Here is an 11,333-nt window from a genome sequence, read left to right on the forward strand (position 1 = left end):
TTCAGGCCCGGGGTTTGACCGTGCCACAGTCGTTGCCCAGCCACTGCGCATGGGTGTCGAGGCTGCCGTTCTGCTGCACGCCAGTGGCATTGAAAGTACCGTTGACCGTGGTGGTGAACGCCTTCTGGCTCTGGAACGTGGCCACGCCAGTGCCCTGGGCTTTCGGGCAACTGAAGCGGAATTTCCACTGGTTGCCGGTCTTGTCTGTGACCTCTTGCTTGCAACCCGATTGCGGGTCGGTCAGCGGGATGGAATCAGAGGCCACCTGGGCCGGGGTCAGGCAGACCTGCACGCCCTTGCCAGCCATGGTGATGCCTTGTTTTTCCAGCATTGCGCGTTGTTCCGGGGTCATCTGTTGCTTCAGTTGACCGAGGATCAACGACAAGTCCGGCAGATTCTGGTTATCGACTTTCATATTGCTGGTGGTCAATTCCCACAAGCCCGGCGCCAACATCTGCGCCTGCGCTGCCACCGGCAGCGTCAAACCAACAACCATGGCCAAACCAAGCAGACGAGCATTCATCGGGTAACTCCTGGGTAATTGTCGGCGTTAGACGTCGTAAAGTGGTCGGCGTTGCATGCTCAATAAAATAGCGACAATCGCCGCCGAACATGGTCTGTTACGCATTGGATTGTCAGGAGTACCGTTGCCCATGGATTTCTTCGGCCCGCACTTGCTTGGCTACTTCATCGCAACCCTGCATTTTCTCGGCTCGCTGGCTGCCCTGCACGCGGTGCTCACCGTGCGTACCGCCCAAGGCTCAATCGCCTGGGCACTGTCGCTGATGTTCATGCCGTACCTGACCCTGATCCCCTACCTGATCTTTGGCCGCAGCAGCTTCGACGCCTATATCCAGGCGCGGCGCCAGGCCAACCAGGAAATGCACAAGGCAATCACTGAGTTGAACTGGCGCCCTTGGGTCGAAGAAGCCCTGGCTGCGCGTAACTCCCAGGCCTACGCCTCCCTGCGCGCCATGCCCAAGCTGGGACGCATGCCGTGCCTGGCGAACAACCAGGTGCGTTTGCTGGTCAATGGCGACGCCACCTTCAGCGCCATCTTCGACGCCATCCGCGCCGCCAAGACTGCCGTGTTGGTGCAGTTCTTCATCATTCATGACGATGAACTGGGGCGCCAACTGCATGCACTGCTCAAGGCCAAAGCCGCCGAAGGTGTAGCCATCTACGTGCTGTATGACCGCATCGGCAGCCACTCCCTGCCCCACCGCTATGTGCAATCGCTGCGCGACGCCGGGGTGCAGATCAAGGCGTTTGCCACCCGCAGCGGCTGGCTCAATCGCTTTCAGGTGAATTTCCGTAACCACCGCAAGATTGTCGTGGTCGATGGCCTGACCGGTTTTGTCGGCGGGCATAACGTCGGCGACGAATACATGGGCAAGAAGCCGCCGCTCGCCCCCTGGCGCGACACCCATGTGCAAGTCAGCGGCCCCGTGGTGGCGTGCCTGCAAGAATCGTTTGCCGAAGACTGGTTCTGGGCCGCGCGCGAACTGCCGCCGCTGATCCTGCCCGATACCTATGCCGATGACGGCGTGCTCTGCCAATTACTGGCCAGCGGTCCGGCGGACCCGTATGAAACCTGTTCGCTGTTTTTCGTCGAAGCCATTCATGCGGCGACTGAGCGGGTGTGGATCACCAGCCCGTATTTCATCCCCGATGAGGCGGTATTCGCCGCGCTGCGCCTGGCGGTGTTGCGTGGCGTGGACGTGCGCTTGCTGCTGCCGTCACGCCCCGACCATCGCATTGTGTACGCCGCCTCCAGCCTGTACGCGATTGAAGCGGTGCGCGCCGGGGTCCGGGTGTTCCGCTACAAACCGGGTTTTTTGCATCAGAAAGTGGTGCTGGTAGATCGGGAAATCAGCGCCATCGGCAGTGCGAACCTGGACAACCGTTCGTTCCGCCTCAACTTCGAAGTGATGTTGCTGACCGTCGACGAAGCCTTCGCCAGCGAGGTGGAACACATGCTGCTGGATGACTTCGCCCAGGCCCACGAAACCAGCCAAGAAGAAAGCCAGCAGACCCGCCGCCTGCAGCAACTGGGCATGCGCGTGGCGCGGCTGATTTCCCCTATCTTATAAATTGCGCCGGACAGAAGGTGGGAGCTGGCTTGCCAGCTCCCACACTCAGCCATCGGTTGGCTCAGCGGTAGAGATCTTCCCGCGTCCACGGCAACTCATGGCTGCCATCGGCAAGGGGCTTGACCGCCAGGATCTGGTGCAGGTTGATCCACCCACGCGCAAACGCATAGGCGCAACCCGCCAGGTACAGGCGCCAGATACGCAGTGCCTGGGCCGGGACCATTTTTGCCGCCGCCTCCAGGTTGTCTTCCAGGCGTTCGCTCCAGTGGTCGAGGGTGCGTGCGTAATGCAGGCGCAGGCTTTCCACGTCGACCACTTCCAGGCCGACTTCGCTGATTTCGGCGCTGATCATCACCAGGTGCGGCAGCTCACCATTGGGGAACACGTAACGCTCGATAAACTCGCCAGCACCGCGCCCCACCGGGCGGCCATCAGTATGTTTGGCGGTGATGCCATGGTTGAGCACCAGCCCCCCTTCACGCACGGCGCCGAACAGGGTCTGGCAGTACTGCGCCAGGTTGGCGTGGCCGACGTGCTCGAACATGCCGACGCTGACGACTTTGTCGAACCGCCCGTCCTGGGGCAGGTCGCGGTAGTCGAGCAATTTCAACTCAACCAGGTCTTCCAGGCCCTCAGCGATTACCCGCTCCTTGGCCAGTGCCAATTGTTCCTTGCTCAGGGTGATGCCGAACACCTTGACCCCGAACTCGCGGGCCGCATACCGCGCCAACCCGCCCCAGCCACAACCGACATCCAGCAGGTACTCCCCAGGCTGCAGGCGTAGCTTGCGGCACAGGTGGCGGAATTTGTCTTGCTGGGCTTGGTCGAGGGATTCGCTGCCGGTCTCGAAGTAACCGCAGGAATAGGCCATGTCGCGGTCCAGCCAGAGCTGGTAGAACTCGTTCGACAGGTCATAGTGGTAGGAAATCGCGGCCGCATCCGTAGCCTTGTCGTGAATCGAACGCACCGGGCCGGCGTGCTCGTCCTCCTCTAGCAGGGCGTGGCTCAATTCGTCACACACCCGGATTACATCGCTGATCGAGCCTTCCAGCTCCAGTTTGCCTTCAACGAAAGCAGCGCCCAGGGAATCGAGCGTGGGGTGGGTCAGTTGCGTCACCATCACCGGATCCTTGACCACGATGGTAACGCTGGGCTCCGGGCCCAGGTTGAATTCATGGCCATCCCAGAGTCGCAGACGCAGCGGTAGCTGAAGATTCTGTAAGGCCGGTGGAAGTTGCGCGAGCATGAGTAGTCCCCCCTTGTTTCAGACGTCCGAAATGAGGGTAGACCATCCACAAAAAGTAGCAGGCTATCGGTTCGATAACGCCCTTTTATGGTGCCCGACGTTGCAGCAAACCGTCCTCAACCCACTGTTTCAACCACGTGACAGCTTGCAGCGGCGCGCCCTCTTGATAAGTGACTGCCAATTCCGCGCACAGTTCTGAAAAACTCCACCCGCTGTCGGCCATCCCGGCCAGGGCGTACGCCTCGGCAGGCTCCAGGCTCCGGTAACGGCACACCTGTTGGTTACGCCAGATCAGGCACACCTCGGCCAGCGGCAACGCCTGGCTACCGGGAAACCCAGCCTGCGCCTTGACCGCACGCCAGATCTGCAGGCTGTTGAAGCGACACAGCACTTGCTGCACCGCCGGCGCCCACTCAACCTGCAATAACGGCCAGGCCTCGGGCGCCAGCCGGGCCATGTCTTCAAGAGTCAGGGGTTGGCCCGCAGGCGCATCAAACGCCAGGGTAAAGGCCCATTCCAGGCGCGCCAGCTCCACCAGGGGGGCGGCTTGTTCGGCGACCAGATGCTCGTCGATAAAGTCTGCAAACCGTTGCCCCAGCCAGCGCAGGCTGAAATGCGTGGATGGATAGCACTGCACATAGGCCGCCACCAGCCCGGCAAACTCGTCGTCCCCCAGCCAATGCCACACCGCAGGGAAATCCCCCTGCATCACTTCCAGCAAACGGGCCCGATAGGCGTTGTGGTAGATCGCCAGGCCGGTGTCGACATCCAGTGTCGGGCCACCGATCAAGGTGCCGGCAAAGCCAGTGTCGTCGGCGTCTGCCAATAAATGCCGTTCAAACGCCAGTTGCCAGTCGGTCAGGCGCATAGCGACCTCCGGGCCAAGGCATCCGCCCCCAACTCACGGGCCTTGCCCAACTCGTCGAGCAGCTCGGCAAACGGCGGGAAATGGTCATCGCGCTCCAGCAACGTCGCCACTGGCCCCAGGTGTTCCAGTGTCTGTTGAAACAGCTGCCACACCGGATCACACACCGGATGGTCATGGGTATCGACCACGTAGTCGCCGTAGTCCATATGCCCGGCCAAATGCAGTTGGCGGATGCTCTGCGGCGGCAGGTTGCGGATAAAGGTCCAGGCGTCGAAGCCATGGTTGCGCGAGCTGACATACACGTTGTTGACGTCCAACAGCAGCTCGCAACCGCTGAGGTGGCTCAAGGCGCTGAGAAATTCCCACTCGGTGAATTCATCGGCCTTGGATCGCACATAGCTGGAGACATTTTCCAATACCAGCGGCCGCTCCAGCACCGCCTGTACCTGCCGCACACGGGTGGCGACGTGGTAGAGACTTTCTTCGGTGTAGGGCAGCGGCAACAAGTCATGCAGTTGATGGGCGTTGCCCCTGCTCCAGCACAGGTGATCGGAGACCCATGCCGGCTTGACCCGGTCGGCCAATTGCTTGAGTTGCTTGAGGTAGTCCCTATCGAGGGCATGGGGGCCGCCAATGGACAGGGACACCCCATGCATCACCAGCGGATAACGCTCGGCGATGGCGTCCAGGTAGTACAGGGCCTTGCCGCCCTGGACCAGATAATTCTCGGAGACGATTTCGAACCAGTCCACCTCCGGCGACTGCTCGATGATGTGTTGATAGTAATGACTGCGTAGCCCCAGGCCGTAGCCCAGGCAAGGAACCGATACCGACATGACGAACTCCTGGAAAGTGTCCGCAGCGACGTGCACACCGCTGCGGGATCACGTATTCGCGGTTACTCGCCGACTTTGCCGCCAGCCGCATCGCAAGCGGCCTTGGTCATTGCCTTGAAGCCATGGCCCTTGCAGACAGCCTGGCCTTTACAGGCGTTTTCAGCGGTCTTGCAGTCGTTCATGCCTTTGCAGGAGGTCACGCCATAGCAATGCACGTTCGCCTCATCGGCGGCCTGCGCCTGGGTCGCGACACCGGCAAACATCGTGGCGGCAGCAATGGCCAGGGCAGCACCGGAAACAGCGTTCTTGAAGTTCATTGTGGTATTCCTCATGGGTCTGTAGGGGGTCGGCTGAACGGTTTGTCCAGTCCCGACACAGCACTAGAGTGAGGTGCCGCAGGGGCGTTACAGCGCCGTGAAAATTTTCCTGGTTTCCTGAATCCTTGTAGGAGCCATCACTAGTGCGCACCGCGATTTATCGTCACACTCACAGCAGATTTTTCGTGGGATCACGGACAAGGAAGCGTCACCCTCATGATTTCGATCTATCAGCTCAAACCGCGTTTTCAAAACCTGCTGCGGCACCTGGTGCAGCGCCTGTATGACAACGGCACCACCGCCAACCAGATCACCGTGCTGGCCGGGATCGTGTCGTTGCTCGTCGGCCTGCTGATCGCGGGGTTCGCCCAGCACGCCTGGGTGTTCGTACTGATCCCGCTGTGGATGATCCTGCGCATGGCCCTCAATGCCATCGACGGCATGCTCGCCCGGGAATTCGGCCAGCAATCACGCCTGGGCGCCTACCTCAATGAACTGTGCGACGTGATCGCCGACAGCGCGCTGATCCTGCCATTTGCCCTGCTCCCCGGGGTCAGCCTGGCGCCGGTGTTGCTGGTGACGCTGCTGGCTGTGTTCAGCGAATACGCCGGCGTACTGGGGCCGATGGTCGGTGCCTCGCGCCGCTACGACGGGCCCATGGGCAAGAGTGATCGGGCGTTTGTCCTTGGCGTACTCGCCACCGGCGTGGCCCTGGGCTGGCTCGGCGCCGGCTGGGTCGACGGGGTGATGTGGCTGGTGGCGGCATTGCTCGCCTACACCCTGGTCAACCGTGTACGCCAGGGCCTCAAAGAACAATCCGACATCTCTCCGACGGCATAAGGATCTTGCGATGCGCGAACCGCAACAGCACACCTTCAGTACCCATGACGGCGTAGAGCTTTTCTATCGGCATTGGCCCGCGACCAGTGCCACCGGGCCTGAGCCACGCCAGGCGATCCTGCTGTTCCATCGTGGCCACGAGCATTCCGGGCGCATTGCGCACCTGGTGGACGAGTTGGACCTGCCACAGTTCGATTTCTTCGCCTGGGACGCCCGTGGCCATGGCCAGTCCCCCGGCGAGCGTGGCGACAGCCCGAGCTTTGCCACCAGCGCGCGCGACGTGCAGACCTTCTGCGACCATATCGGCGCCACCTATGGCATCGCGCCAGAAAACCTCGCAGTGATCGCCCAGAGCGTAGGCGCAGTGATTGCCGCCACCTGGGTCCACGACTACGCCCCGAGTATCAGGGCCCTGGTGCTCGCCTCCCCGGCGTTCAAGGTCAAGCTCTACGTGCCCTTCGCCCGCTCGGGCCTGGCGCTGATGCGGCGCTTTCGCGGCAATTTTTTCGTCAACAGCTACGTCAAAGCCAAGTTCCTCAGCCATGACCCCGAGCGCGTCGCGTCCTATGACACTGACCCACTGATCACCAAGGCGATCTCGGTAAATGTGCTGTTGGGCCTGTACGAAGCGGCCGACCGCGTGGTCGCCGATGCCCAGGCGATCCAGGTGCCGACCCAACTGCTGATCTCCGGCTCGGACTTTGTGGTGCACCGCAAACCCCAGCAACAGTTCTTCGAGCGCCTTGGCAGCCTGAAAAAGGAACTGCACATCCTGCCCGGCTTTTTCCACGACACCCTCGGCGAACGTGACCGCGCCGTGGCACTGGCCAGCGCCAGGCGTTTTATCCTGCAAAACTTCGCGCACCCGCTGGACCGCGCCAGCCTGCTGGACGCCGACAAGATCGGCGCGACCTGCGCCGAATCCGAATCCCTCGCCGCGCCGCTGCCGCACAACTCCCTGCGCGACCTGTACTGGCGCATGACCCGCGCCAGCATGGGCCTGGGCCGCAAGCTGTCCGAGGGCGTGAAGCTGGGCTTCGACACCGGCTTCGACTCGGGCAGTACCCTGGACTACGTGTACCGCAATACCCCCACCGGCAAGGGCGCGCTGGGGCGGATGATTGATACCAACTACCTGAACTCCATCGGCTGGCGCGGGATTCGCCAGCGCAAACTGCATGTTGAAGAGTTGTTGCGCCTGGCCATGGCCAAGCTGCGCGACGACGGGCGCGAAGTGCGCATCGTCGACATTGCCGCAGGGCATGGTCGGTACATTCTGGAAGCCTTGCAGGGCGTTTCGCCGCTGCCTGAATCAATCCTGTTGCGCGACTACAGCGATATCAACGTGCGCGACGGTGGCGCGCTGATCCGCGAGAAAGGCCTGGGGGAGATTGCGCAGTTCGTCAAAGGCGATGCCTTTGACCGGGCCGACCTCGCCGCACTGGCGCCCACGCCGACACTGGCAGTGGTGTCCGGGCTGTACGAACTGTTTGCCGATAACGCCATGGTCGGTGGTTCCCTGGCAGGGCTGGCCGAAGCCGTGGAGCCCGGCGGATACCTGGTGTACACCGGCCAACCGTGGCACCCGCAACTGGAACTGATCGCCCGCGCCCTGACCAGCCATCGCCAGGGCCAGGCCTGGGTGATGCGCCGTCGCAGCCAGGCGGAAATGGATCAACTGGTGGAAGCAGCGGGCTTTCGCAAGATCACCCAGCGTGTGGATGAGTGGGGCATCTTCAGCGTGTCGCTGGCGCAGAAGATCTGACCATGCGCGAACCAGGTCTCTTCAAACCAGCCCTGCTCTGGCTGCTGCTGTTGGCGCCGCTGTTTTTCAGCACCTACGGCTTTGCCACCTGGGTCACCAGCCAGCGCAGCGACGTGGGCACCCTGGTATTCGGCTGGGAAACCCATATGCCGTTCTGGGCCTGGACCATCGTGCCCTACTGGTCGATCGACCTGCTCTACGGCTTCTCCCTGCTGCTGCCTAACAGCCGCCATGAGCTCAAACAGCATGCCCTGCGTCTGCTCAGTGCGCAGGTGATTGCCGTGAGCTGCTTCCTGCTATGGCCGCTGCGCTTCACCTTTGAGCGCCCGGAAATGGACGGCGTGTTCGGCTGGCTGTTTGCGGTACTGGCCGGGTTCGACAAACCGTTCAACCAGGCACCCTCGCTGCATATCGCTTTGCTGGTGATCCTGTGGGTGATGTACCAGCGGCATAGCCAAGGCCTGTGGCGCTGGCTGGTGCATGGCTGGTTCGCGCTGATTGGCATTTCGGTGCTGACCACTTACCAACACCACTTTATAGACTTACCCACAGGCGCCCTGGCCGGCTGGCTGTGTGTGTGGCTATGGCCGGTGGATCAACCCAGCCCGCTGTTGCATGCGCGGCCGGCCAAAGACCCGAAACGTTGGCGCCTGGGGTTGCGCTACGCCATGGGCGCCCTGGTGCTGACAATAGTGGCCTTTACCGGGGGCGGTGCCTGGCTATGGCTGCTGTGGCCTGCCGTCGCGGTGTTGCTGGTGGCGCTCAACTACTGGCTGCTGGGCGCCGCAGGCTTTCAGAAACGCGCAGATGGCCGCCTCAGCCCGGCAGCACGCTGGCTGTATGCGCCTTATCTCGCGGCGGCGTGGCTCAACTCGCGGCTGTGGACGCGCAAGCATCCGCAGCCTGACCGGGTTGTGGATAACGTATGGTTGGGGCGAATTCCGACGCCAGCGCAGCTGAGTTCTTTCAATGCGGTGGTCGATCTGTGTGCCGAATTGCCTGTTTATCCACAGGGCCGCGCTTACCATGCCCTGCCCGTCCTCGACCTGACCGCACCCACACCGGCACAGTGCCTGGAGGCGGCCCAAGCCATCGAGCGCTTGCGCGAGCACGGCCCGTTGCTGGTGTGCTGTGCCCTCGGTTATTCCCGCAGCGCCAGCGCCGTGGCGGCCTGGCTGCTGCACAGCGGACGGGCGGCCACGGTGGACGAGGCACTGGCTATTATTCGTACAGCACGATCAGATGTGGTCCTGCATGCCGATCACCGCCAAGCCTTGGGAGCACTGCCCTATGCCCGCTGATATGCAACTCCAAGTAGTCGCCAGCCTGCTGCGCCGCGGCCGTTCGCTGGATCAGTTATCCACAGGCCTGACCCTGCTCGGGGTACTGTTTGGCCTGGCGCAATTGTTGATGGTCAGTATCACGCCGATCTGCCTGTTGCTAAGCCTGTGGATGATTATCCTCGGGCTGCTGCAAAAGTACTGGGCGCTACGGGTGGCCTTCGACGCCGACCTGTTTGCGCTGATGGCCAAGGACATAGAACGCACCGGCGAGCTGGACCAGACTCTGCAAACCCTGGGCCTGCAACCCGCCAACCGCGCAAGCCGGCCCTGGACCGAACGCCGGCGTGGCGCCCTCAAATTGCTGCGCAAACAGGCCTACCTGCTGGGTGCGCAAGTGTTACTGACATTGGCCGTCATCCTGGCCAGCCCGTGGCTGCCCTTCGCCGGATAAGGAATCCTTATGTTCGAACCCCTGGTCGCGACCCTGATTACCTCCATGGCCCGCACAGTGACCGGCGCCCGCAGCCTGTGGCTGGGCTGCGCCCCAGAACCCGTGCAGCGCATCTACTTTGCCAACCACAGCAGCCACGGCGACTTCGTGCTGCTGTGGGCGTCGTTGCCGCAGAACCTGCGCAAGGCCACGCGCCCGGTGGCCGGCACCGACTACTGGAACAAGAGCGCACTGCGCCGCTACATCATCAACCGGGTATTCAACGGCGTGCTGATCGACCGCGAACGCAAAGACCCTGTGGATAACCCGTTGCAACCGATGCTCGAAGCCCTGGAACACGGCGATTCGCTGATCATTTTCCCCGAAGGCACGCGCAACCTGGAGGATGGCCTGCTGCCCTTCAAGAGCGGCCTGTATCACCTGGCAAAAAGTTACCCACAGGCGCAACTGATCCCCGTGTGGATCGCCAACCTCAACCGCGTGATGCCCAAGGGCCGTGTGCTGCCACTGCCGCTGTTGTGCACCACCAGCTTTGGCGCACCGCTGCAGCTTGCAGACGGTGAAGACAAGGCCCTGTTTCTTGCCCGCAGCCGCGACGCCCTGCTCGCCCTCGCCCCGGAGCATTCCTGACATGGATAGCCAAACCCTGATGTTGTTCGGCGGCATCGGCATGATCCTGGTGCTCGCCTCGCTGATCGGCCTGATCCTCAAGCTGCGCACCCGTGGCACACCCAATGCGGTGATCGACAACCTCAACGCCCGCATCAATGCCTGGTGGGTGATGGTGGTGGTGATCGGCGTCGCCTTCTGGCTCGGCACCGGCGCGGTAATCCTGCTGTTCTACGCCGTGTCGTTCTACGCCCTGCGCGAGTTCCTCACCCTCACGCCCACCCGCCGCAGCGACTACCCCGCACTGGTCGCCGCGTTCTACCTGGCGCTGCCCCTGCAATACCTGCTGATCTACTTTGACTGGTACGGCCTGTTCTCGATCTTTATTCCGGTCTACGTGTTCCTCCTGCTGCCCATCCTTGCCTCGCTGGGCGGCGACAGCACGCACTTCCTGGAGCGCGCATCGAAAGTACAGTGGGGGCTGATGATCGCGGTGTTCTGCGTCTCCTTCGTACCCGCCCTGCTGACCCTCGACATCGTCGGCTACGAGGGCCGCAACCTGCTGCTGATCGCCTACCTGGTGATCGTGGTGCAGCTCTCGGACGTGTTGCAGTACGTGTGCGGCAAACTGTTCGGCAAACACAAAATCGCGCCCAACCTGTCACCCTCGAAGACCGTGGAAGGCTTTGTCGGCGGGATCCTGCTGTCCTCCCTGATCGGCGCCGCACTGTGGTGGACCACCCCGTTCAACCCTTGGCAGTCATTCCTGATTGCCCTGCTGATCAACCTGCTGGGCTTTGCCGGCGGGATTGTGATGTCGGCGATCAAGCGCGACCGAGGGGTGAAGGACTGGGGGCATATGATCGAAGGACACGGCGGGATGCTGGATCGGTTGGATTCGGTGTGTTTTGCGGCGCCGATTTTCTTTCATTTGGTGCGGTATTGGTGGACCTGAGCAGTACCCCACAGTACTGAAACGACAAGACCCGATGTCCGCCACGGACATCGGGTCTTGTGGATTTAGC

At 62.1% G+C, this 11,333-nt stretch carries 12 protein-coding genes; 7 read left to right on the forward strand and 5 right to left on the reverse strand.

Annotation, left to right across the window (positions count from 1 at the left end):
* Position 1: 1 nt before the first annotated feature.
* The gene (locus PSFL_RS15440; protein WP_057961218.1) at positions 2 to 523 is read right to left on the reverse strand and encodes a DUF3617 domain-containing protein; all 522 of its coding nucleotides are present in this window, start codon (positions 521 to 523) and stop codon (positions 2 to 4) included.
* A 130-nt stretch (positions 524 to 653) separates the two neighbouring features.
* Here PSFL_RS15440 and cls point away from each other — a divergent pair, with 130 nt between their 5' ends.
* On the forward strand, positions 654 to 2,093 hold the full coding sequence (gene cls, locus PSFL_RS15445) for a cardiolipin synthase (RefSeq protein ID WP_115129322.1): 1,440 nt from the start codon (positions 654 to 656) through the stop codon (positions 2,091 to 2,093).
* Positions 2,094 to 2,154: 61 nt separating this feature from the next.
* On the opposite strand, the gene cfaB is transcribed toward cls, so the two are convergent.
* The 4 genes from cfaB to PSFL_RS15465 all read right to left on the reverse strand — a co-directional run bounded on the left by cfaB (position 2,155) and on the right by PSFL_RS15465 (position 5,360).
* Positions 2,155 to 3,339: a C17 cyclopropane fatty acid synthase CfaB gene (cfaB, locus tag PSFL_RS15450; protein WP_397470219.1), complete on the reverse strand. Its 1,185-nt coding sequence runs from the start codon at positions 3,337 to 3,339 to the stop codon at positions 2,155 to 2,157.
* An 85-nt stretch (positions 3,340 to 3,424) separates the two neighbouring features.
* Complete coding sequence (locus PSFL_RS15455; RefSeq protein ID WP_397470220.1) at positions 3,425 to 4,207, reverse strand: putative DNA-binding domain-containing protein; 783 nt, start codon at positions 4,205 to 4,207, stop codon at positions 3,425 to 3,427.
* On the reverse strand, positions 4,198 to 5,043 hold the full coding sequence (locus tag PSFL_RS15460; protein WP_057961222.1) for a DUF692 domain-containing protein: 846 nt from the start codon (positions 5,041 to 5,043) through the stop codon (positions 4,198 to 4,200). The genes PSFL_RS15455 and PSFL_RS15460 overlap by 10 nt, the downstream gene beginning before the upstream one ends.
* 62 nt (positions 5,044 to 5,105) lie before the next feature.
* Positions 5,106 to 5,360, reverse strand: coding sequence for a hypothetical protein (locus tag PSFL_RS15465; protein WP_057440587.1), 255 nt, complete (start codon positions 5,358 to 5,360; stop codon positions 5,106 to 5,108).
* A gap of 216 nt (positions 5,361 to 5,576) precedes the next feature.
* Here PSFL_RS15465 and PSFL_RS15470 point away from each other — a divergent pair, with 216 nt between their 5' ends.
* The 6 genes from PSFL_RS15470 to PSFL_RS15495 are packed head-to-tail and all read left to right on the forward strand — an operon-like array spanning position 5,577 to position 11,263.
* Positions 5,577 to 6,200 (forward strand): CDP-alcohol phosphatidyltransferase family protein, encoded by a 624-nt coding sequence (locus PSFL_RS15470; RefSeq protein WP_397470221.1) that lies wholly within the window; start codon positions 5,577 to 5,579, stop codon positions 6,198 to 6,200.
* Between the two features lie 10 nt (positions 6,201 to 6,210).
* Positions 6,211 to 7,965 carry a bifunctional alpha/beta hydrolase/class I SAM-dependent methyltransferase gene (locus tag PSFL_RS15475; RefSeq protein ID WP_397470222.1) on the forward strand — a complete coding sequence of 585 codons (1,755 nt, stop codon included), beginning with the start codon at positions 6,211 to 6,213 and terminating at the stop codon, positions 7,963 to 7,965.
* A 2-nt stretch (positions 7,966 to 7,967) separates the two neighbouring features.
* Positions 7,968 to 9,266: a phosphatase PAP2/dual specificity phosphatase family protein gene (locus PSFL_RS15480; RefSeq protein WP_115129326.1), complete on the forward strand. Its 1,299-nt coding sequence runs from the start codon at positions 7,968 to 7,970 to the stop codon at positions 9,264 to 9,266.
* On the forward strand, positions 9,256 to 9,699 hold the full coding sequence (locus tag PSFL_RS15485) for a hypothetical protein (protein ID WP_198799720.1): 444 nt from the start codon (positions 9,256 to 9,258) through the stop codon (positions 9,697 to 9,699). Before PSFL_RS15480 ends, PSFL_RS15485 begins: the two co-directional genes overlap by 11 nt.
* Positions 9,700 to 9,708: 9 nt before the next feature.
* Positions 9,709 to 10,329 (forward strand): 1-acyl-sn-glycerol-3-phosphate acyltransferase, encoded by a 621-nt coding sequence (locus PSFL_RS15490; protein ID WP_057440592.1) that lies wholly within the window; start codon positions 9,709 to 9,711, stop codon positions 10,327 to 10,329.
* Between the two features lies 1 nt (position 10,330).
* Positions 10,331 to 11,263, forward strand: coding sequence for a phosphatidate cytidylyltransferase (locus PSFL_RS15495; protein ID WP_115129328.1), 933 nt, complete (start codon positions 10,331 to 10,333; stop codon positions 11,261 to 11,263).
* The last annotated feature ends 70 nt before the right edge of the window (positions 11,264 to 11,333 follow it).

This window comes from Pseudomonas sp. DD1, assembly GCF_044510355.1.
GTDB lineage: Bacteria > Pseudomonadota > Gammaproteobacteria > Pseudomonadales > Pseudomonadaceae > Aquipseudomonas > Aquipseudomonas shahriarae.

What these genes read in the sequence shown, in the direction of transcription:
- PSFL_RS15475 (WP_397470222.1), top strand. Translation starts at nt 6,211, where the DNA reads ATGCGCGAACCGCAACAGCACACCTTCAGTACCCATGACGGCGTAGAG.
- PSFL_RS15460 (WP_057961222.1), bottom strand. Translation starts at nt 5,043, where the DNA reads ATGTCGGTATCGGTTCCTTGCCTGGGCTACGGCCTGGGGCTACGCAGT.
- PSFL_RS15485 (WP_198799720.1), top strand. Translation starts at nt 9,256, where the DNA reads ATGCCCGCTGATATGCAACTCCAAGTAGTCGCCAGCCTGCTGCGCCGC.
- PSFL_RS15465 (WP_057440587.1), bottom strand. Translation starts at nt 5,360, where the DNA reads ATGAACTTCAAGAACGCTGTTTCCGGTGCTGCCCTGGCCATTGCTGCC.
- PSFL_RS15480 (WP_115129326.1), top strand. Translation starts at nt 7,968, where the DNA reads ATGCGCGAACCAGGTCTCTTCAAACCAGCCCTGCTCTGGCTGCTGCTG.
- PSFL_RS15490 (WP_057440592.1), top strand. Translation starts at nt 9,709, where the DNA reads ATGTTCGAACCCCTGGTCGCGACCCTGATTACCTCCATGGCCCGCACA.
- PSFL_RS15440 (WP_057961218.1), bottom strand. Translation starts at nt 523, where the DNA reads ATGAATGCTCGTCTGCTTGGTTTGGCCATGGTTGTTGGTTTGACGCTG.
- PSFL_RS15495 (WP_115129328.1), top strand. Translation starts at nt 10,331, where the DNA reads ATGGATAGCCAAACCCTGATGTTGTTCGGCGGCATCGGCATGATCCTG.
- cfaB (WP_397470219.1), bottom strand. Translation starts at nt 3,339, where the DNA reads ATGCTCGCGCAACTTCCACCGGCCTTACAGAATCTTCAGCTACCGCTG.
- PSFL_RS15455 (WP_397470220.1), bottom strand. Translation starts at nt 4,207, where the DNA reads ATGCGCCTGACCGACTGGCAACTGGCGTTTGAACGGCATTTATTGGCA.
- cls (WP_115129322.1), top strand. Translation starts at nt 654, where the DNA reads ATGGATTTCTTCGGCCCGCACTTGCTTGGCTACTTCATCGCAACCCTG.
- PSFL_RS15470 (WP_397470221.1), top strand. Translation starts at nt 5,577, where the DNA reads ATGATTTCGATCTATCAGCTCAAACCGCGTTTTCAAAACCTGCTGCGG.